Raw genomic sequence first — 19,658 nt, forward strand, 5'->3', positions numbered from 1 at the left:
GGCGCTTGCGTCGTCTTTGGATGGAGGACCCATGTATTCAGTCACCGACCCGGCCACGGGTGTGCTGATCGAGGAAGTCGCGAACTCGACGGACGAGGAGGTGCGGGAGTCGATCGGGCGGGTGCACTCCGGCTATCCGGGGTGGCGGCGCCGGACCGTCGAGGAGCGGGCCGCGATCGTGGCACGCGCCGCGGACCTGTTCGAACAGCGTGCCGACGAGCTGGCCGCGATCATGACGCAGGAGATGGGCAAGCGGATCAACGAGGGCCGCGGCGAGGTCGGCATCGTGGTCGACATCTTCCGGTACTACGCCGAGAACGGACCGGCGTTGCTGGCCGACGAACCGCTGGACATCAAGGGCGGGCGGGCCGTCATCACGAAGGGCCCGATCGGCGCGCTGCTCGGGATCATGCCGTGGAACTTCCCGTGCTACCAGGTGGCCCGGTTCGTCGCGCCGAACCTCGTGCTCGGCAACACCATCCTGCTCAAGCACGCGTCGATCTGCCCGCGCTCGGGCCGCGCGATCGAGGAGATCCTGCGGGCGGCCGGCGTACCGGACGACGTGTACGTGAACACGTTCGCGTCCAGCCGGCAGATCCCGGCGATCCTGGCCGACCCGCGGATCGTAGGCGTCTCGCTGACCGGCAGCGAGCAGGCCGGTGTCTCGGTCGCCGCCGAAGCCGGGAAGAACCTGAAGAAGACCGTGCTCGAGCTCGGCGGGTCCGACCCGCTGATCGTGCTCGACACCGCGGACATGGACGAAACCGTCAACGCGACCGCCACAGCCCGGATGCGGAACTGCGGCCAGTCCTGCAACGCGCCGAAGCGGATGATCGTGCTCGCCGACATCTACGACGAGTACGTCGACCGCCTGACCAAGCGCGTCGCCGAGTACTACGTCCCCGGCGATCCCGGCGACCCGGAGACGAAGCTGCCGCCGCTCGCCTCCGACGCGGCCGCGGACGAGGTCGCGGGCCAGGTGGCGAAGGCGGTCGAGCAGGGCGCGACCCTGCGCACCGGTGGCCGGCGGATCACCCCGGGCGCGTTCCTCGAGGCGACCGTGCTGACCGACGTCACGCCGGAGATGGACGCGTACTACGAGGAGATCTTCGGGCCGGTGGTGATCGTGTTCAAGGCCGAGACCGAGGCCGAGGCGATCGCCCTCGCGAACGACACGCCGTTCGGTCTCGGCGCATCGGTCTGGGGCACCGACGACGAGCGCTCCCGGCGCGTCGCCGAACAGATCGAGGCGGGCATGGTCTACCTGAACCGGGCCGGCGGTTCCCAGGCCGACCTCCCGTTCGGAGGCATCAAGCGCTCCGGCATGGGCCGCGAACTCGGGCCGGCCGGCATCGAGGAGTTCATGAACAAGAAGTCCATTCGCCTGTAGCTGGCAGGAACCGGACAGGCCGCGGCGGCGGCCGGCAGAACACCTCATGCTCTGAGTGACGATCTGTGACGGAAAGTGATTCAGCATGAGCTTCCTGCCGCCGCCCGCACCGGGCACCGGCCCTTACCCGGGGCCGCGCCCGGTGGCGCACGACCCGCTGGCCGTTGCCTTGGGCAACGCTTCCCTCCTCGGCCTCGGCTACCTGATGATGCGGCGGTGGAAGACGGCGGTCGCGAACTGGCTGGTCACCGCGACGCTCGTCGTACTCGCGGTGGTTCTGCGAGAGCTGTGGTGCGAGCTCGCCATCGCCGGCCTGTGGGTGCTCGTCACCGTCCACGGGTGGTTCCTGGCCAGAGCACAACCGTGGCAGGCGGCGGTCCGCCGGAAGCGACTGATCGCGCTCGGGGTGACGGTGCCGATCCTGTTGGTCGTCGGACTCCTGCGGTTCGACGCGTCGCGGATCGACGGCAGCGTGACCGGGGCGCGCGAGGCCGGCGACTGTGGTGCGTGACGACAGCCGAGCAGCGGTACTGGTTCGGCCACCGCGTCGTGGACGGCCCGAAGACCGCGCGTGCCGAGGCCGACGTCAATGCGTGCGATCGGATCGGCACCGGCAGGGAGCAGCTTCGTGCCGCGCTGTCAGGTGACCCCGAAGAGCTGGCGTTCGGGTTCCGCATCCTCGACTCGGTACTGCGTGAGCCGGGGCAGGAGCAGACGGTCGGGGTCGCCCTCGACGAGTTCCTCGCCGCACTGCCGAAGAACGACCCGTGCGCGAACGTCCCGATCGCCGGCTGGCTCCGGACCCGCACCCCGAACCACACGGCGCTGGACCGCTCGAGCGCTGTCGTCCCGCGGATCGAGCCGGCCGCGCTGGTGGCCTGTGCGGAGGTACAGCGCCGCGCCGCCGTACCACCGCGGCGTCAACCGGACGCTGTTCCTCGGCGACGCGGAGGACTACACGGCGAAGCTGCCGGGCAGCTGGAAGACGACTGACCCGACCGTCGCCTCCCTCATCGTCTGTGCAGACGATCCCGCCTACGGGACGGCGGTTCGCACCTGCCCGTACACGCCGGTGAAGAACCCGAGCGCCTTCCCGACCGACGTGACCTTCCACAAGATGGCGATCCCGCTGAAGGCCTACGAGCTGCGCACCGGCCGGTTGGTGGCGCGCACCACGCTCCAGATCAACGGCTCGTCGTGTCCGCGGACGCTCCACTTCACGTCGTACTTCGACTCCGACCTCTACGTGCCGTCCACGGAGTACGTGACCCCGACCAGCGCCAGCGTGCGGGCCGCCTTCCAGCCGGTGGTCGTCCGGCCGTGATCGGGCCGGGTCACGAGTTGCCGTGGTCGCAGGCGACGCCGTCGCCGTTGCGGTCCAGGTCGCGCGAGTAGCCGGGGTCACCGCGATGGAGCGGCGCCTTGCCGGCGGCGCGGACCTCGGCGCAGTCCTGGTAGTGGACCGCGCTCACGACGGAGGTCGACGGCGTCGACGAGACGATCGGCGTCGCTGACGGCCCTGGGGCCGTTGACGGGTCCGTCGGCTCGGCGGTGGGCTCGACGACCGGCGTTCCTTGCGGCGTGGCCGACGGTGCCGGTGTCGACGTCGGCGTGCGCTCGATCTGCCGGGTCGGCTTCTCGGTACGACGCACTGTCGGCGGCTCGGTGGCGGGTGCCACCGAGGTGGACTGGATCACCGTTGGCTCCGGAGCCGTCGCCGAGGTGACCGTGTCGCCCCTGCTGAACGGCTGGTAGAACAGCAGCGCGCCGATCAGGACGAGCGGGATCACGGTGATCGCCGCCAGCTTGACCGTGCTCGGACCGCCGTAGCGTCCGAACGGGCCACGGACGCGACGCCCGCGCTCGTCTACCCAGAAGGACCATCCCGCCGGGGCGGGCGGCCACGACTCGTTCGGCCTCCAGCGTCTCGGTGGCCGCCACCGCGCCGTCGGCGGATCGGGCCATTCCGGCGGTGTGTTGAACTGCCTCACGCAAACCTCCCCCAGTACGCCCAGCAGCCTAGCGAGGGCCGCGCCAGAGGCAAGTACCGGGGTCGGAACCCCTTGTTTTCATGCGCTTGAACGGTAGTGAGTGCTAGGTCTCGTTGACGGACCCAGCTCGGCGTGTGAAGCTCGGTCCATGACAGAGACGCAGGAGCAGACTCGCAGCCGGACCTTCTCGTGGACCGACCCGGCACTGACCGCGGCGCGGATCGGGACCACGTCCGGGCTCGAGATGCTGCACGCGATGGGCAACGGCGAGATCCCGGCGCCGCCGATCCTGCAACTGGTCGGCGCCACCGGGATGGAGGCAGAGGAAGGCCGGGTCACCGTGCTGATGCCGGCGCAGGAATTCCACTACAACCCGCTCGGCACCGTGCACGGCGGGATCATCGCGACCCTGCTCGACACGGCGGCCGGCTGCACCGTCCACTCGACGTTGCCGGCCGGGTTCGGCTACACCTCGCTGGACCTGATGACGCGTTTCATCAAGCCGGTGACGACCAAGTCCGGTCTGCTCCGCTGCGAAGGCGGCATCATCAGCCGCGGCCGCCGTACCGCGGTCGCGGAGTCACGGCTGTTCGACGAGGCCGGCGCGCTGCTGGCTCACGCCACCTCCACCTGCCTCATCTTCGAGCTGCCGACCGCCTGACCTCAGCCGGCCAGGAGCTTCTCCGTGCCGACCAGGCGGACGCAGGTGGCGAGACCGGCGATCGCGGCTTCCACCTCGGGGAGTTCCGGGTACGTCGGGGCGATCCGGATGGTGCGGTCGGCCGGGTCGTCGCCGTACGGGTGGGTCGCGCCGGCCGGGGTGATGGCGATGCCGGCCGCCTTCGCCTTGGCGACGACCTCACGGGCGCAGCCCTCCGGCACCTCGAGGTTGATGAAGTAGCCACCGGCCGGGCTCGTCCACGTCGCCAGCCCGGTGCCGCCGAGCTCGGCGGCCAGGATCTTGTCGACCGCGTCGAACTTCGGCCGGATCAGGCCGGCCAGGTTCCGCATGTGCTCGTGCAGCCCGTCGGCATCGCGGAGGAACTGGACGTGCCGCAACTGGTTGATCTTGTCCGGCCCGATGCTCCGCTTGACCGTGTGGCTCAGCCACCACTCGACGTTCGCGGGGGAGGAGCCGAAGAATGCGACGCCGCAGCCGGCGAAGGTGATCTTCGAGCTGGACCCGAACACGAAGGCCCGGTCCGGGTGACCGTTCTCCGCGCACAGCGCCAGGATGTCGGCGATCTCCGCCGGTGCGTCGGTCAGGTGGTGTACGGCGTACGCGTTGTCCCAGAAGACCCGGAAGTCCGGCGCCGCGGTCTCCATCGCGGCCAGCCGCCGCACGGTCTCGTCGGAGTAGACCGAGCCGTCGGGGTTGCTGTACTTCGGCACACACCAGATGCCCTTGATCCGGGCGTCCTCGGCGACCAGGCGCTCGACCACGTCCATGTCCGGGCCGTCCGGCGTCATCGGCACCGGGATCATCCGGATCCCGTACCGCTCGCAGATGCCGAAGTGCCGGTCGTACCCCGGCACCGGGCACAGGAACGCGATCTCCGGCTGGTCGGCCCACCGGCGCTCGGCGCCCGGCACCAGGCCGAGCAGCGCGAACACCACGGCGTCGTGCATCAGCTCGAGGCTGGAGTTCCCGGCGGCCAGCAGTTGCTCGACCGGCACCTGCAGATCCGCCGCGAAGATCGCCCGCAGCTCGGGCAGCCCGTTCAGGCCGCCGTAGTTGCGCAGGTCGGTGCCGTCGGCTCCGACCGGATCACCTTCGAGCCCGAGCACACCGTTGGCGAGATCGAGCTGCCGGGGCGACGGCTTCCCACGCGTCAGGTCCAGCTTCAGCCCTTTGGCCACCAGCGCTTCGTAGTCCTGGCGGGCACGGTCACGCTGGGCGGTCAGCTCGTCGACGCTCACGGGAGTCCTTTCACGGTCGGGTGATGGTCCAAGCCTAGTGATCGCCCGACCGCGACTGTGGGCAGGGTCAGCGTCGCCGGCACTTCGGGAAGCGCGGGTCCGTCGGCGGGCAGGTCGGCCAGCCCGGCGGCAGCTGGATCGTCGGCGGCGTACCGGGCGGTCCTGGTGTCGTCGGCGGCGGCGTCGCTTGGCTGCCGTTCGACAGGTACAGCGTGATCTTCGCACCGGCTGGTGCGCCGTCCTCCTGGCGTGGGCTGGTGTACGCGACGGTGCCCGCCGGTGCGTCGGAGTCGACCGGCGTCGGCGCGACCTCGGCCTGGAAGCCCAGCTGCTGCAGCTGGGCGATCGCGATCGGGGGCATGACGCCCTTGAGTTGTGGCAGGTCCTTCACGTCGCCGCGGATCGTCTTGTCGTCCGGCTGCACGAAGTGGGTTGATGGCAGACCCTTCAAGGCTCCCTGCAGCGCGGTCTCCCAGATCGGCCCCGCGGTCCCGGAGCCGGACGCGTTCCCGATCTCCTTGCCGTTCAGCGTCAGCCCGGCCAGGTCCGTGTACTTCGGCGTCGCGTCGGCCACCACCGACGCGGCCGCGAGCCTGGACGAGTAGCCGGCGAACCAGACGGCGATGTTGCCGTTGATCGTTCCGGTCTTGCCGGCCAGGTCACTGCGGCCGAACTTCAGCTTGCTGCCGGTGCCGCCGTCGCCCATCACCTTGTTCAGCACGTAGTTGACGCCGTCGGCGACCTGCGGGGTGAGCGCCTGCTTGCAGCTGCGGCCCTTGACCGGGATCGACTTGCCCTTGCTGGTGGTGACCGCGGTGACGAGGACCGGTGTGCAGAACTTGCCGCGGGCGGCGAAGGTCGCGTACGCGTTGGCCAGCATCAGCGGCGTGATCAGACCGGCGGACCCGAGCGTGAACGACGGGACCTGCTGCAGCGGTTTCATCGTCTGGGCATCCTGCATGCCGAGCTTGGACGCGATGGTGGCGATCGGGCACAGACCGACCTGCTCGGACAGCTGCAGGAAGTAGGTGTTCGTCGACGCCTTCGCCGCGTCGATCATCGACGGGTCCAGAATCGTCTTGGTCGAGTTCTTCGGCTTGTAGTCCGGGTCGGACGTCGTACCGCTGCAGGTGCTGAACTTCTTGCCGCTCAGGTCGATCTGCTGCGGCGAGGTGATGCGGTAGGTGAGTGGGACACCCTTCTCGATCGCGGCGGCGATCGTGAACGCCTTCATCGTCGATCCGTTCTGGAACCCGCCGTACCCGCCGGGATAGGACTTCTCGACGTTGTAGTTGTACGACGTCTGGCCCTTCTTGTTGCCGTACGGCTTGCTCTGGGCCATCGCCTTCACCAGGCCGGTGCCGGGCTCGACGATGGTGACCGCGGCCACCGCCTGGTCGCTGGGCTTGGAGTGCTTCTTCATCGAGTCCTCGGCCGCTTTCTGGATCTTCGGGTCCAGCGACGTCCGGATCACCAGACCGGCGGTCTCGATGTAGTTCTCCGCGGCCTGCGGGGTCTTGCCGAAACTCGGGTTGTTCTTCAGCTGGGAGACGATGTACTCGCAGTAGAACGGGTACTTCGAGTTCGCGCAGCCGTTCGGTACGTTGCGGACCTTCTTCGGATCGATCACCGGGGTCTTCAGTGCGGCCGCGGCCTGCGCGGCGGTGACGATGTTCAGTTCCTGCATCCGCCGGATCACCACGTCGCGGCGGTCCTTGGCCCGCTTCATGTTGTTCGTCGGGTCGTACCCGGTCGGGTTCTTCACCAGACCGGCGAGCATGGCGGCCTGCGGCAGCGTCAGCTGGGACGCGTGCACCGAGAAGTAGTGCAAGGCGGCCGCTTCGATGCCCCAGGCACCATCACCGAAGTTCGCGAGGTTGAGGTACTTCTCCAGGATCTGGTCCTTGGAGTACTCCTTCTCGACGGCGATCGCATAACGGAGCTCGGCGACCTTGCGTTCGTAGGTGTCGGCCGTGGCGGCCGCGGCCTCGTCCGGTGTCTTCGCCTTCTCGACCAGGTTCATCTTCACGTACTGCTGGGTGATGCTGGAACCACCCTGCTGGACGGCACCCTGCGACTGGTTCCGCAGCAGGGCGCGCAGGGTGCCCTTCAGGTCCAGTGCGCCGTGCTCGTAGAACCGGTCGTCCTCGATCGCGACGATCGCCTTGCGCATCATCGGGTTGATCTGCCGCAACGTCACCGGTACCCGGTTCTCCTGGTACAGAGTGGCGATGAGCGAGCCGTCGGCCGCCTGGATGATGCTCTTCTGGGAAACCGGCGCCGCCTTGAGGTCCTGCGGCAGGTACTGGACCGTGTCGTGGGCCTTCGCTGTGGTCACCCCGGCCAGTCCGGCGAGCGGAAGGGCCAGGCCGGCGACGAGCGCTCCGGCGAGAGCGCTGGTCAGCAGGAAGAGAACCACTGACTGGACGACCTTGGGGCGGGCCGGCGCGCGTCTGTGCATGGTCCGGCAGATTAGCCGCGCGGGGGCTTCACCGGGACATTTTCGTCACGGAATTAACACATCTGCCCGACGATCTCACCAACTGTGACGAATTGGTCACTATCGGCCGACAACGGCGGCCCCCGCGATGACGACGTCAAGGCAATGGCTAGTCGTCCTGTCCGGAGCGGGTCACCGGATCAGGACCTTGAGGGCGTCGCGGCTGTCCATGGCGCGGTAGCCCTCGGGGACCTGGCCCAAGGTGACGGTCCGGTCGAAAACCTTGCCAGGGTTGACCTTTCCGGACAGGACGCCGGGCAGCAGGCGTTCGATGTAGGCGCGGGCGGGAGCCGGTCCGCCGGTCAACGTGATGTTGGGGCCGAACAGACTGGGGAAGCCCACCGCAGCGTCGAGGTACTGGGGTACGCCGACACGGCTGATCACGCCGCCGGGGCGAACGACACCAACAGCCTGCTCGTACGCCGGCATGTGGCCGACGGCCTCGAGGACGACGTGTGTGCCGTCGCCGCCGGTGAGTTCACGAACCTTGGCGATGCCTTCCTCACCCCGCTCGGCGACGACCTCGGTCGCGCCGAACTCGACGCCGAGGTCGGTCCGCTTCTTGTGCCGTCCCATCAGAATGATGCGCTGGGCACCTAGTTGCCGGGCCGACAGCACGGCGAGCAGGCCGACCGCGCCGTCGCCGATGACCGTGACCGAGGTGCGCTCGTCGACGCCGCCCTTCAGAGCAGCGTGGTACCCCGTGCCGTAGACGTCGGACAAGGTGAGCAACGACGGCAGGAGACCGGAATCCTCGCCGGCGGGAACCTTCACCAGCGTCCCGTCCGCGAGCGGAACCCGGACCGCCTCTGCCTGACCGCCAAAGACGCCGTTCGCGTTCCAGAACCCGCCATGCCGGCACGACGTCTGCAGATCCTCCCGGCAGAAGTCGCACGTCCCGTCGGACCAGGCGAACGGTGCGATGACGAAGTCGCCCTTCCGCAGCGTCGCCACGTCGGCACCGACGTCCTCGACCACGCCGACGAACTCGTGTCCCATCGACTTGCCGCCGGGTGTCGCCGGCAGGTTGTGGAACGGGTGCAGGTCGCTGCCGCAGATACAGGAGCCGGTCACCCGCACCACTGCATCGGTTCGTTGCTGGATCACCGGGTCCGGTACGTCGATCACCCGTACGTCGCCGGCGCTGTACATGTAAGTCGCTCGCATGGTCCCAGTGAAGGTCACGGAGGGTGGGTGGGGGAGTCACTGTCGTTCCAGGTAACGCCAGTGCCTCCCTCGGGATCGCGACGGTCCGTAGTGTTGACGACATGGACCACCGAGCCGAGATCAAGGAATTCCTCAGCTCCCGCCGTGCCCGGCTCACCCCCGAGCAGGCCGGCCTGCCGGTGTACGGCGGCAATCGCCGGGTGAAGGGCCTGCGGCGCGAGGAAGTCGCCCTGCTGGCGGGCGTCTCGGTCGACTACTACGTCCGGCTGGAGCGGGGAAACCTGTCCGGCGCCTCGGAGAGCGTGCTCGAGGCTCTCTGCCGCGCGCTGCAACTGGACGACGCCGAGCGTACGCACCTGTTCGCACTCGCCCACGAGTCCGACGCCACCCCGGTACGGCGCCGCCCGGCGGTGAAGGGGGTTCGCCCGGCCCTGCAGCAGATCCTGGACGCGATCACCGATGCGCCGGCCTGGATCCGCACCGCGCGGTTCGAGGTGGTGGCGGCGAACCGGATGGCCCGCGCGCTCTACGCGCCGATGTTCGCCGATCCGCGCCGCCCGGCGAGCACGGCCCGATTCATCTTCCTCGACCCGGCCGCACAGGAGTTCTTCGTCGACTGGGAACGCGCGGCCGACGACATCGCCGCGGTGCTGCGATCCGAGGCCGGCAAGAACCCGCACGACAAGGCTTTGACCGAACTGATCGGCGAACTGTCCACCCGCAGTGAGACGTTCCGGACCCGGTGGGCCGCGCACAACGTCCGCTTCCACCGCACCGGCGTGAAGAAGCTGCACCACCCGGTGGTCGGCGACCTCGAGATCAACTTCGAGGCGATGGAGTTCCCGTCCGACCCCGGGCTGGCGCTGGTCGTCTACACCGCCCCGGCCGGCTCGCCGACCGCGGACGCGTTCCAGCTGCTGGCCAGCTGGGCCGCCACCCAGGACCAGCCCGAAATCGTTGCCCAAGACAAGGAATAGCTGTGCGGATCCTCCCGAAGACACCGACCGCCAAAGGCCCGGCCGAGTGGTTCACCGGCGACGTCTGGTTCGACGTCGTCATCCGCGGTGAAGAGCCGTCCCGGGTCCGGGTGAACACTGTCAGGTTCGCGCCCTGCGCCCGGACCGCGTGGCACCGGCACGCGGCCGGTCAGACGCTGCACGTCACCGATGGCGTCGGTCTGGTCCAGGCTCGCGGTGGAGAGGTCACCGTCATCCGGCCCGGCGATGTCATCTACACGCCGCCGGGGGAGTGGCACTGGCACGGCGCCGCGCCGGACGACTTCATGGTCCACACCGCGATCTGGGAGGGCACCGCATCCGGGGAGCCCGAAACCGAGTGGGGCGCGCACGTCACGGACGCGGAGTACGTCGTACCTGACTGATCGGACTCAGGAGACCGAGCGGATGCGGTTGGGGGCGGCGGAGCCTCGGACGATCAGGGTCGTGGCCAGCTCGACGTGGTGTGAGGCAACCTTCTCGCCGGCGGCGAGTTGCAGCGCGGTGCGGAGAGCGACTGCTCCCATGTCGCGCAGCGGCTGCTTGACCGTCGTCAGTGGTGGCGAGGCGAGCCGCGCGATCTGGGTGTCGTCGAAGCCGACCACGCTCAGATCCTCGGGGACTCGCAGACCGCGGGCGCGGGCTGCTTCCAGTACGCCGAGCGCGACCTCGTCGCTGCCGGCGAAGATCGCGGACGGCCGGTCGGGCAGGTCCAGCAACGCCGCTCCTCCGGCCAGGCCGTCGTCGTACAGGAAGTCGCTCAGCCAGATGTACTCGGGCGGCACCGCGGCACCGACCGCCTCCATCGCACTCCGGAAGCCGCTCATCCTGGCCTGGTTGCAGCCGGACGTCGGCGGACCGCCGACGTACGCGATCCGCCGGTGGCCGAGCGAGAGCAGATGCTGGGTCGCCGCCATGCCGCCGGCGAAGTTGGTCGAGCCGACGCTGGTCACGTCGGGCTGCGGGATGTTGGCCGGGTCCACGACCACGAGCGGCAGCCGGGCCCGCGACAGCGCGGCCAGGTCGGCGTCGGCCAGCTCACTGGTGATCCCGATGGCGGCCCGCCGCCCGGACGAGATCACCTCGCGGATCCACCGGGCCGCCCGTCCGGAGCTGGACGTCTGCGGGTGCGGCGGATGTGCGTTCAGGATGACGTCCACCCCGGCTGCCTGGCCGGCGTCGACGACGCCCTGGATCACCTCGACCGAGTACGCGTTGACGATGCCCTGGTAGAACAACTCGACCGTGTCCCGCTCGACCGTCTCCGGGCGGCGGCCGACGTACCCGTGCTTCTCCAGGATCTCCTGCACCCGGGCCCGGGTCACCGGCGAGACGTCGCTGCGCCCGTTGAGCACCTTGGAGACCGTGGCGATCGACACCCCGGCAGTGCCGGCGACGGTGGCCAGGGTGACGCGTCCCTTCAGCCGTGACACCTCATCACCCTCCTCCCGTGGCATCGGCGGTGACCGGGGTGCGGTCGACCGGCGTGGTCAGCATGCGCTCGTGACCCACTACCCTCACATCCCCGGTGATCCGGACGACAGTGCGACACGGCAGGTCGTGCGACGACGTGCCGAGCATCACTTCGATCTCGCCGGGTTCGACGATCCGGCGCAGATCCGGTCCGGTGTACGCCGTGCGATCCGCGTGCACACGGAAGGTGACGTCGACCGCCGCACCCGGCTCGAGCGAGACCCGGGCGAACCCCGTCAGCAGTTTCAGCGGCCGCGCGATCCGCGCCACCACATCGTGCAGATAGAGCTGGACGACCTCGTCACCGGCCCGGTTGCCGGTGTTGCGGACCCGCACAGTCGCGGTGAACTCACCGTCGTTCCCGATCTCCGTCGCGCTCAGCCGCAGGTCACCGACCTCGAACGTCGTGTACGACGCTCCGTACCCGAAGGGGAAGAGAGGCGCGGCCTCCAGGCCGCTGATGCCCGCACTCTCGACACTGCCCAAGGCCGGCTGCAGGTAGGTCCCCGGCTGCCCGCCCACATGCCGCGGGATCTGCACCGGAAGCTTGCCACTCGGCACGATGCGGCCACTCAGTACGCCGGCGATCGCGGCGGCACCCTCCTGGCCGGGGATGAAGGCCTGCACGAGTCCGGCGACCCGGTCCGCGATGTCACCCAGCGCATAGGGACGCCCGGAAACCACCACGACGACGACAGGCTTGCCGGTGGCAAGCAACTGGTCGAGCAACTCGCCCTGGACGCCGGGCAAGCGCAGATCCTCGGCGTCGCAGCCTTCGCCGGACGTGCCGTGGCCGAACAGTCCGGAGAGATCACCGACGTACGCGATGCAGAGATCGGCGTCGCGCGCGGCGGCGACGGCGGCCTCAAACCCGGAGCGGTCGTCTCCCATGACGTCACATCCCTTGGCAGCCAGGAATTCGACCTCCGGGAGTTCGTTGTGCAGGGCATCGATGGGCGTGAGCACCTCGACGCCGAGGCCGCGGTCGGGGTACCGCGGCAGGACGTGGTTGGGGAAGGCGTAGCAACCCATCAGGGTCCGCGGATCGCCGGCGCACGGCCCGACCACCGCGACCCGGCGCAGGTCCGTTGACAGCGGCAACGCCGATCCCGCGTCGAGCAGGATGACCGAGCGCTCAGCGAGCTGCCGCGCGATGGCCCGGTTCTCGGCCGAGTTGAGGTCGATCGCCGCATCGCCGACCGAGCCCTCCGGGGTCCAGTCGGGATCGAGCAGACCGAGCCGGGCCTTCTGCAACAGCAGCCGCCGGGCCGCGCGATCGACCAGTTCCTCCGACAGTTCGCCCGATTCCACCTTGTCCAGCAGGCCGGCGAAGCCGATGGTGTCCGGCAGTTCGACATCGGTGCCGGCCGTGAGCGCGACCACGCCCGCGCCGGCATTGTCGGCGGCGACCCGATGCATCGACGCGAGGAACGGCACGGCCCAGTAGTCCGAGACCACTGTGCCGCCGAAGCCCCATTCGTTGCGGAGGACGTCGGTGAACAGCCAGGAGTCGGCGCTGGCCGGCAACCCGTCGATGTCGGAGTACGAGCTCATCACCGATCCGGCGCCGGCCGTCGCGATCGCGGTCTCGAACGTCGGCAGGATGATGTCGAGCAACTCCCGTCGTCCCATCGACACGGGCCCGTGGTTGCGGCCGGCCCGGGACGCGGAGTACCCGGCGAAGTGCTTCAGCGTCGCCAGCACGCCCGCGCTCTGCAGCCCACGGACGTACGCCGAGCCGAGCATCGCGACCAGGTACGGATCCTCGCCGATCGTCTCCTCGACCCGCCCCCACCGATAGTCGCGGACGACGTCCAGCACCGGCGACAACCCTTGATGAACGCCGACCGCGGCCATGTCGCGGCCGATCGCGGCTGCCATCCGCTCGACCAACTCCGGATCGAACGTCGCACCCCACGCGATCGAGGCCGGGTAGACGGTCGCGCCGTACGTCGTGAATCCGGTCAGGCACTCCTCATGCACGAGCGCGGGGATCCCGAGCCGGGAGCTCTCGAGCACGACCTCGTGCTGCCGGATGAGTTCGGCCACGCCCTGCTCGGTCGTTCGAGGGACGCTGCCCCAGACCCGGGTCAGGTGACCGAGGCCGTCCCGGCTCGCCTCGGCCAGCGACGGCGCGGCGCCGGCGGCGAAGACGTCCTCCATCGGCGCGACGTTGATGGTCTCGTCCGCGGGCAGCTCGGCGTCGGCCATGTCGTTGCCCGCCCAGCGGCTGCCGAGCTGTGCGATCTTCTCCCGCAGCGTCATCGCCTGCAGGAGCAGTTCGACCCGCTTGTCGGCCGGCAGTGCCGGGTCCCGCCACGGCTGGTCGCTCGAGCTGGACAAGAAATTCTCCCTAAATCGGCGCCTTGGTAGTGACAAAGTATCGAAAAAGTTTCGATACTTTCAGCGATCGCCGCCGTCGTCACAAAGTCTGGGAATCGCCTGTGTGACCAGGCGATTCCGTGACCTCACTGTGACCGCAAAGAGCCGGTAGTTCAAGTCTTGACAGCGACATCTCCGAAATCTACGTTACGAAACATCTTTTAATTGTCCGGTGCTTCCGCGACCGGCGGAGCAGCATGGAGTACGGAGATCACAGTGGATCCCATGGCGACATCTCGGCGTACCTTCCTCGGCCTGGTCGGCGGGGGCGCACTGGCGGCCGGCCTCGCGGCCTGCGGTAGCTCCGGCCCGAAGACGACACCCGGTTCGACCGGCGGCGCGGCCGCCGGCACCGGCACGACCTACTGGTACCTCACCGGCCAGCCGCAGGAGGCCATCCGGGACGCGCAGGTCAAGCGGTTCAACGACGCGAACTCGGGCAGCCAGATCAAGACCACCAAGTTCCAGAACGACGCCTTCAAGGCGAAGATCAAGACCGCGATCGGCGCCGGCCAGGGCCCGACGCTGATCTGGGGCTGGGGCGGCGGCGGCCTGAAGGCCTACGTCGAAGCCGGCCAGGTCGAGGACCTGACCGACTGGTTCAACAACGACCAGGCCGACCTGAAGAACTCGATCTTCCCGTCCGCCTTCACCGCGGCGACGGTCAACGGCAAGCTCTACGCGGTGCCTGGTGAGACCGTGACGCCGATCGTGATGTTCTACGACAAGCGCTCGTTCGAGAAGATCGGCGCCGAACCGCCGCAGTCGTGGGGCGACATCATGGACCTGGTGCCGAAGTTCAACGACAAGGGCATCGCGCCGTTCTCACTCGGCGGCCAGTCGCGCTGGACCAGCATGATGTGGCTGGAGTTCCTCTTCGACCGGATCGGCGGCAGCGAGGTCTTCCAGAACATCTACGACGGCAAGAAGGACGGCTGGTCCGACCCGTCCGCACTCAAGGCACTCGACGAGATGCAGAAGCTGATCAAGGCGAACGGCTTCATCAAGGGCTTCTCGTCCATCACCGCCGACTCCAACGCCGACCAGGCGCTGCTCTACACCGGCAAGGCCGCGATGATGCTGCACGGTGCCTGGACCTACGGCAACATGAAGGCCTCCGGCAAGGACTTCGTCACCGGTGGGCACCTGGGCTACATGAACTTCCCGCCGGTCGACGGCGGCAAGGGCGACCCGAGCGACACCGTCGGCAACCCGGGCCAGTACATGTCGATCTCCTCCAAGGCGAGCCAGGCCGACAAGGACAACGCGAAGAAGTTCATCGCGAACAACACCCTCGACGACGCCACGGTGGAGGCCTGGGTGCAGTCCGGCAACATCCCGGTCGTGAAGAGCGCGAAGGACAAGCTCTCCTCGATCACCGACAAGAACGACGCCGCGTGGCTGAACTTCGTCTACGACACCGCGGCGAACGCGAAGAACTTCGCCCAGTCCTGGGACCAGGCACTCAGCCCGACGCAGGCCGAGACCCTCCTCGACAACATCGCCAAGCTCTTCCAGCTGTCGATCTCCCCGCAGCAGTTCGCCGACAGCATGAACGCGGTGATCGGCCAGTGACCGTGCTGATGCCACCCCTCGGTCCAGGCAGGGAAGCCCCATGACCGTGACCGCTCCGCCCGTCGCGCCGGCGACCGGGCGGAAGGTCTCGTCCGGCGCCCGCTCCGGCGCCGGGCGGAGCGGTCGGGTCGCCTGGATGGTGCTGCCCGCCCTGGTGATGTTCGTCGTCTTCGGCGTCGTCCCGCTGGTCGGCGTACTCGTCCTCAGCTTCACCCACTGGGACGGCCTGGGCCCGATCACCCCGGCCGGCCTGTCCAACTGGCGGTCCGTGCTCACCGACAGCTCGTTGCCGCACAGCATCTTCGTCACCTTCGAGATCATGATCCTGTCGTGGCTGGTGCAGACTCCGATGAGCCTGCTGCTCGGCACGTTCCTGGCCGGACGCCAGCGGTACCGCGCGTTGCTGGCGGTCCTCTACTTCATTCCGCTGCTGCTCAGCTCGGCCGCGATCGCCATCACCTACAAGGCTCTGCTCGACCCGAACTTCGGTCTCGGTCCGGGGCTGCACCTCGATTTCCTGACCCAGGACTGGCTCGGCAAGAGCAACCTCGCCGTCGGTGTGGTCGTCTTCATCGTCTCCTGGCAGTTCATCCCGTTCCACTCGCTGATCTACCAAGGTGGGGTGCGGGCGATCCCGACCACGATGTACGAGGCCGCCGCGATCGACGGCGCCGGCCGGATCCGGCAGTTCTTCAGCATCACGATTCCGCAGCTCAAGTACACGATCATCACGTCGTCGACGCTGATGGTGGTCGGCTCGCTGACCTTCTTCGACCTGATCTTCGTGCTCACCGCGGGCGGGCCGGGCGACGCCACCGAGGTTCTCGCCCTGGACATGTACAAGACCGGATTCATGTCGAACCAGATGGGCCCGGCGAGTGTGATCGCCGTCGTCCTCGTACTGCTCGGCCTGGCTCTGGCTCTGCTGCTGCGCCGGCTCGGTGGCAGTACGACGGCCAGCCAGCAGGAAGGTGCGTGACATGGCTGTGGCCACCAGTAGCACGAGTACGGCGTCCCAGCGCGCGCGTGGCGGACCGGTCCGTGCCCACAAGCTGCTGCAGCTGAACTGGTTCGGCGGTCTGGCGGGCTGGATCTGGCTGGCGATCGTGCTGATCCCGCTGTACTGGATCGTCGTCACGAGCTTCAAGGACCAGAGCGACTACTTCACCCAGAACCCGTTCGCCCTGCCGACCGCCCCGACGACGACCAACTACAAACTGGTGATCGAGTCGGACTTCCCGCGGTACTTCGCGAACAGCGTGATCGTCACGGTCGGCACCATCATCCCCGCGGTCGCGATCTCGTTCATGGCGGCGTACGCGATCATCCGCGGCGCCGGCGGCAAGTTCCTGGCCGGCGTCAACGGCCTGTTCCTGATGGGGCTCGCGATCCCGCTGCAGGCCACGATCATCCCGGTCTACCTGTTGATCATCCGGATGCATCTCTACGACAGCCTGCTGGCCCTCATCCTGCCGTCGGTCGCATTCTCGATCCCGCTGTCGGTGCTCGTGCTGACGAACTTCATCCGCGACGTGCCGAAGGAGTTGTTCGAGTCGATGCGCGTCGACGGCGCGACCGAGTGGGACATGATGCGCAAGCTCGCGCTGCCGCTGACCCGGCCCGCCCTCGTCACGGTCAGCATCTACAACGGCCTCGCCGTCTGGAACGGCTTCCTGCTCCCGCTGATCCTGACCCAGAGCCCGGACAAGCGGACCCTGCCGTTGGCGTTGTGGACCTTCCAGGGCCAGTACAGCGTGAACGTCCCCGCCGTCCTCGCGTCGGTCGTGCTGACCACGCTGCCGATCGTCCTGCTCTACGCCCTCGGCCGCCGTCAGCTCCTCAGCGGCCTGACCGCGGGCTTCAGCCGCTAGCTACAACCTTCTGCTGCCGGGTCTGATCGCCCACGAAGCGAGCGCCAGTACGGCGAACGCGGCGGGGGCGATCATCCCGGAGTACTGATGGCCGGCGGCGTTCGACGCGGCCGCACCGGTCATGTTGATCAGTACGCCGGCGTACGCCCACTCCTTCAGCCGCGGCAGACGTGGCGCGACCAGCACCACCGCGGCTGCCACCCCATCCCGGGCACGATGGTCGACGAGGTCGTCAGTCGCGTGCTGTCACGCCGGGCCTGACTGTCCGAGGCGTTCGGTCGGCAGTGTTCCGAGGCCCTCCTGGACATCGCGCACGGTGCCGGGTGCGAGTTCGGCGGCCCGCGCCAGATGCAGTTCGGCCTCGGCGTCCTGACCCGACCTCGCGGCGAGGAGTGCGGCAGCCACTCGGACCCCGGCGCCGGTGATGCCGGAGCAGCGAGCGGCCAGCGCCGTACGGACCATCGCACGTGCCTCGTCCCACCGACCGGAATCCAGCAGTCCCTCGATCAGCAGGAAGACCAGGGCGTGGCAGGACTTGCCGGCGCCGCCGCCGACCATCTGCCAGTACGCCGTTACGCCATCCTGCAGGAACTCGTCGTACCGGCCGAGCTGGATCAGAGCGTTGAGCCGGCCAACCGTCGCGTCCTGCAGGTCGCGCAGGTTTCCGTGCGACAGCGCGAGCTGCGCCGCTCGTGCGGCATCTGCCAGCGCGTCGGACGGATTCCGCAGGTACGTCGCGGCCGCACGCTTGCAGAGTGCTCTCGTGAGCGCGTCCTCAGAGCCCGACCGCTCGGCGACCTCAACCGCCTGTTGAGCATGCATCGTCTCGGCCAGCGCCATCGCGTACTCAGGGCTGTCCGGATCCGACGAGCCGAGCTCCACAGCCGCCTGCGCGTCGGCCAGATCCGAGGGCGCACCATCACTCGAACGCGCCCTCGACCGACTCGTGAGGATGGCGCTGGCCAGCAGGGGCTCAGCCGCTCGGTCGACCAACGCCAGTGCTCGGTCGAGCAAGGCGACCGCCTCGCCGGCCTCGCCGATCTTCGAGTACGCCGCACTTGTTCGCCGCAGCAACTGGATCCGGTCGCGGGTCGAGCCGGCGACCGGGACGGACTCCCACAGCTCGCAGGCGCCGCGCAGATGGATCGCCTCCTCGGCCGGCGCACCCAGCCGGCCTGAGTCGTCGGCAGCTTGCAGCGACCATCGGAAGGCGTCGTCCGTCCGTCCTGCCAGGCGGCTGTGCGCGGCCAGGTCGGCGGCGGCCACGTCAGGCGTGGCTTCCAGCACTCGCACGTAGGTCGCGTGCACCTTCCCGGCCACGGTCAGCGGGAGACCGTCGGACAGGAGGTCCGCGATCAGTGGATGGCGGAACCACGGTGTCCCGTTGGTCGACTCGATCACACCGTGGGTCTCGGCCTCGGTCAGGCAGTCGGTCACGTACTCAGGGTTGATGCCGTGCTCTCCGGCCACTCTGGTCAGGACAGCGAGCGGTACCGGTCGGCCGGCGGCCGCGAGCAGACGGGTGAGGTCTCTCGACTCCGGGGTCAGGCCGTGCCATTGGGAGAACAGCGCAGCCCGCAACGCGTCCGGCACAGCCATGGGACCGGCCTGTGGGACCGGGACATCGCGGACCAGAAGTTCGGTCAGGTACGGGTTGCCGTCGGACATCGCCTGCACCTGCGCGGCCAGTTCCAGATCCCGCGGATGCCGGGTCAGGCCGGCGATCTGATCCGCGGTCGATGCGAGGTCCAGCCGCTCCAGGTGGATCTCCTCGAACGACGACATCCGGCGCATGTCGTCGAGCCAGCCATGCATGGGGTGTCCTTCGGAACGCGCCTCCTCGCGGCAGGTGGCGATCAGTGCGAGCGGCTGGTTCCGGAAGCCGGCGATCAGGTAGGCCAGCACATCGAGGGACGCCGAGTCCGCCCACTGCAGATCGTCGACGACCACCACCGTGGGCCGGCGGTCGGCCAGGCGGCTGATGACGAGATCGACCAGCGGCACCAGTCGTCCGCCGGCGATCGCCGTACCGAAGCCGATCGAGGGGAGCAGGGCCGCGAGATCGTCGACGCCGGCCAGGACCTCGTCCCGCTCGGTCGGTCCTGCGCTGTTCAGCCAGTCCTGAAGCACACCGGCGATGGGCGTGTACGGAACCTCAGCAGCGGCGAAACGGACGCAACTGCCCCACGCCGTTCGCAACTGCGAGGCCTGGCAGGCCTCTCTGACCAGCCGCGTCTTGCCGATGCCTGCCTCGCCGTGGACGAAGAGCGCCCGTGGACTGCCCTCGGCAGCACTCCGCAAGGCGCGAGCCAGCAACGCCTGCTCCCGGTCGCGGCCGGGGAGCGATCCGTGGTCTCCGTCCGATCCCCCCATGCGGTCAGTGTGCGCCCCAAC

18 protein-coding genes are annotated in these 19,658 nt (G+C 68.7%); 10 read left to right on the forward strand and 8 right to left on the reverse strand.

The window, feature by feature from the left end; all coding sequences use genetic code 11:
• The first annotated feature begins 31 nt into the window (after positions 1-31).
• The 4 genes from ACGFH6_RS10270 to ACGFH6_RS10285 all read left to right on the forward strand — a co-directional run bounded on the left by ACGFH6_RS10270 (position 32) and on the right by ACGFH6_RS10285 (position 2,714).
• A complete protein-coding gene (locus ACGFH6_RS10270; RefSeq protein ID WP_393382259.1) occupies positions 32-1,390 on the forward strand; it encodes an NAD-dependent succinate-semialdehyde dehydrogenase in 1,359 nt (452 codons plus the stop codon).
• An 85-nt stretch (positions 1,391-1,475) separates the two neighbouring features.
• Positions 1,476-1,901, forward strand: coding sequence for a hypothetical protein (locus ACGFH6_RS10275; RefSeq protein ID WP_393382260.1), 426 nt, complete (start codon positions 1,476-1,478; stop codon positions 1,899-1,901).
• The gene (locus ACGFH6_RS10280; RefSeq protein WP_393382262.1) at positions 1,898-2,383 is read left to right on the forward strand and encodes a hypothetical protein; all 486 of its coding nucleotides are present in this window, start codon (positions 1,898-1,900) and stop codon (positions 2,381-2,383) included. Before ACGFH6_RS10275 ends, ACGFH6_RS10280 begins: the two co-directional genes overlap by 4 nt.
• A 79-nt stretch (positions 2,384-2,462) precedes the next feature.
• Positions 2,463-2,714: a hypothetical protein gene (locus ACGFH6_RS10285; protein WP_393382264.1), complete on the forward strand. Its 252-nt coding sequence runs from the start codon at positions 2,463-2,465 to the stop codon at positions 2,712-2,714.
• A 10-nt stretch (positions 2,715-2,724) separates the two neighbouring features.
• Here ACGFH6_RS10285 and ACGFH6_RS10290 read toward each other — a convergent pair whose 3' ends face one another.
• Positions 2,725-3,381, reverse strand: coding sequence for an excalibur calcium-binding domain-containing protein (locus tag ACGFH6_RS10290; protein ID WP_393382266.1), 657 nt, complete (start codon positions 3,379-3,381; stop codon positions 2,725-2,727).
• A 148-nt stretch (positions 3,382-3,529) separates the two neighbouring features.
• On the opposite strand from ACGFH6_RS10290, the gene ACGFH6_RS10295 reads away from it, so the two are divergent.
• Positions 3,530-4,042, forward strand: a complete 513-nt coding sequence (locus ACGFH6_RS10295; RefSeq protein ID WP_393382268.1) for a PaaI family thioesterase — start codon at positions 3,530-3,532, stop codon at positions 4,040-4,042.
• Positions 4,043-4,044: 2 nt separating this feature from the next.
• On the opposite strand, the gene ACGFH6_RS10300 is transcribed toward ACGFH6_RS10295, so the two are convergent.
• The 3 genes from ACGFH6_RS10300 to ACGFH6_RS10310 all read right to left on the reverse strand — a co-directional run bounded on the left by ACGFH6_RS10300 (position 4,045) and on the right by ACGFH6_RS10310 (position 8,968).
• Complete coding sequence (locus ACGFH6_RS10300; protein WP_393382270.1) at positions 4,045-5,301, reverse strand: aminotransferase class I/II-fold pyridoxal phosphate-dependent enzyme; 1,257 nt, start codon at positions 5,299-5,301, stop codon at positions 4,045-4,047.
• 67 nt (positions 5,302-5,368) lie between these two features.
• On the reverse strand, positions 5,369-7,762 hold the full coding sequence (locus tag ACGFH6_RS10305) for a penicillin-binding protein (RefSeq protein ID WP_393382272.1): 2,394 nt from the start codon (positions 7,760-7,762) through the stop codon (positions 5,369-5,371).
• Between the two features lie 171 nt (positions 7,763-7,933).
• Positions 7,934-8,968, reverse strand: a complete 1,035-nt coding sequence (locus tag ACGFH6_RS10310) for a zinc-binding dehydrogenase (RefSeq protein ID WP_393382274.1) — start codon at positions 8,966-8,968, stop codon at positions 7,934-7,936.
• A 101-nt stretch (positions 8,969-9,069) separates the two neighbouring features.
• On the opposite strand from ACGFH6_RS10310, the gene ACGFH6_RS10315 reads away from it, so the two are divergent.
• Positions 9,070-9,945, forward strand: coding sequence for a helix-turn-helix transcriptional regulator (locus ACGFH6_RS10315; RefSeq protein WP_393382276.1), 876 nt, complete (start codon positions 9,070-9,072; stop codon positions 9,943-9,945).
• 2 nt (positions 9,946-9,947) lie between these two features.
• The gene (locus ACGFH6_RS10320) at positions 9,948-10,349 is read left to right on the forward strand and encodes a cupin domain-containing protein (protein ID WP_393382278.1); all 402 of its coding nucleotides are present in this window, start codon (positions 9,948-9,950) and stop codon (positions 10,347-10,349) included.
• A gap of 6 nt (positions 10,350-10,355) precedes the next feature.
• Here ACGFH6_RS10320 and ACGFH6_RS10325 read toward each other — a convergent pair whose 3' ends face one another.
• A complete protein-coding gene (locus ACGFH6_RS10325) occupies positions 10,356-11,396 on the reverse strand; it encodes a LacI family DNA-binding transcriptional regulator (protein ID WP_393382281.1) in 1,041 nt (346 codons plus the stop codon).
• 4 nt (positions 11,397-11,400) lie between these two features.
• Complete coding sequence (locus tag ACGFH6_RS10330) at positions 11,401-13,779, reverse strand: glycoside hydrolase family 3 N-terminal domain-containing protein (protein ID WP_393382283.1); 2,379 nt, start codon at positions 13,777-13,779, stop codon at positions 11,401-11,403.
• Positions 13,780-14,043: 264 nt separating this feature from the next.
• Between ACGFH6_RS10330 and ACGFH6_RS10335 the strand changes: the two genes are divergently transcribed.
• Genes ACGFH6_RS10335 through ACGFH6_RS10345 form a run of 3 tightly spaced genes read left to right on the forward strand, consistent with a single transcriptional unit; the run spans position 14,044 to position 17,264 of the window.
• The gene (locus tag ACGFH6_RS10335; RefSeq protein ID WP_393382285.1) at positions 14,044-15,393 is read left to right on the forward strand and encodes an extracellular solute-binding protein; all 1,350 of its coding nucleotides are present in this window, start codon (positions 14,044-14,046) and stop codon (positions 15,391-15,393) included.
• A 40-nt stretch (positions 15,394-15,433) separates the two neighbouring features.
• On the forward strand, positions 15,434-16,372 hold the full coding sequence (locus tag ACGFH6_RS10340) for a carbohydrate ABC transporter permease (RefSeq protein ID WP_393382287.1): 939 nt from the start codon (positions 15,434-15,436) through the stop codon (positions 16,370-16,372).
• A 1-nt stretch (position 16,373) separates the two neighbouring features.
• Complete coding sequence (locus tag ACGFH6_RS10345) at positions 16,374-17,264, forward strand: carbohydrate ABC transporter permease (protein WP_393382288.1); 891 nt, start codon at positions 16,374-16,376, stop codon at positions 17,262-17,264.
• Here ACGFH6_RS10345 and ACGFH6_RS10350 read toward each other — a convergent pair whose 3' ends face one another.
• Together ACGFH6_RS10350 and ACGFH6_RS10355 are read right to left on the reverse strand one after the other, a co-directional pair.
• Entirely contained in the window at positions 17,265-17,465 is a 201-nt protein-coding gene (locus ACGFH6_RS10350; protein WP_393382289.1) for a DoxX family protein, read from the reverse strand.
• A 45-nt stretch (positions 17,466-17,510) separates the two neighbouring features.
• Entirely contained in the window at positions 17,511-19,637 is a 2,127-nt protein-coding gene (locus ACGFH6_RS10355; RefSeq protein ID WP_393382290.1) for an ATP-binding protein, read from the reverse strand.
• Positions 19,638-19,658 lie beyond the last annotated feature (21 nt).

It is taken from the genome of Kribbella sp. NPDC049227, from assembly GCF_043197265.1.
Lineage (GTDB): Bacteria > Actinomycetota > Actinomycetes > Propionibacteriales > Kribbellaceae > Kribbella.

Coding starts and splice junctions, on each gene's coding strand:
- ACGFH6_RS10270 (WP_393382259.1), top strand. CDS start 32: ATGTATTCAGTCACCGACCCGGCCACGGGTGTGCTGATCGAGGAAGTC.
- ACGFH6_RS10275 (WP_393382260.1), top strand. CDS start 1,476: ATGAGCTTCCTGCCGCCGCCCGCACCGGGCACCGGCCCTTACCCGGGG.
- ACGFH6_RS10295 (WP_393382268.1), top strand. CDS start 3,530: ATGACAGAGACGCAGGAGCAGACTCGCAGCCGGACCTTCTCGTGGACC.
- ACGFH6_RS10305 (WP_393382272.1), bottom strand. CDS start 7,762: ATGCACAGACGCGCGCCGGCCCGCCCCAAGGTCGTCCAGTCAGTGGTT.
- ACGFH6_RS10310 (WP_393382274.1), bottom strand. CDS start 8,968: ATGCGAGCGACTTACATGTACAGCGCCGGCGACGTACGGGTGATCGAC.
- ACGFH6_RS10315 (WP_393382276.1), top strand. CDS start 9,070: ATGGACCACCGAGCCGAGATCAAGGAATTCCTCAGCTCCCGCCGTGCC.
- ACGFH6_RS10335 (WP_393382285.1), top strand. CDS start 14,044: ATGGCGACATCTCGGCGTACCTTCCTCGGCCTGGTCGGCGGGGGCGCA.
- ACGFH6_RS10340 (WP_393382287.1), top strand. CDS start 15,434: ATGACCGTGACCGCTCCGCCCGTCGCGCCGGCGACCGGGCGGAAGGTC.
- ACGFH6_RS10345 (WP_393382288.1), top strand. CDS start 16,374: ATGGCTGTGGCCACCAGTAGCACGAGTACGGCGTCCCAGCGCGCGCGT.
- ACGFH6_RS10355 (WP_393382290.1), bottom strand. CDS start 19,637: ATGGGGGGATCGGACGGAGACCACGGATCGCTCCCCGGCCGCGACCGG.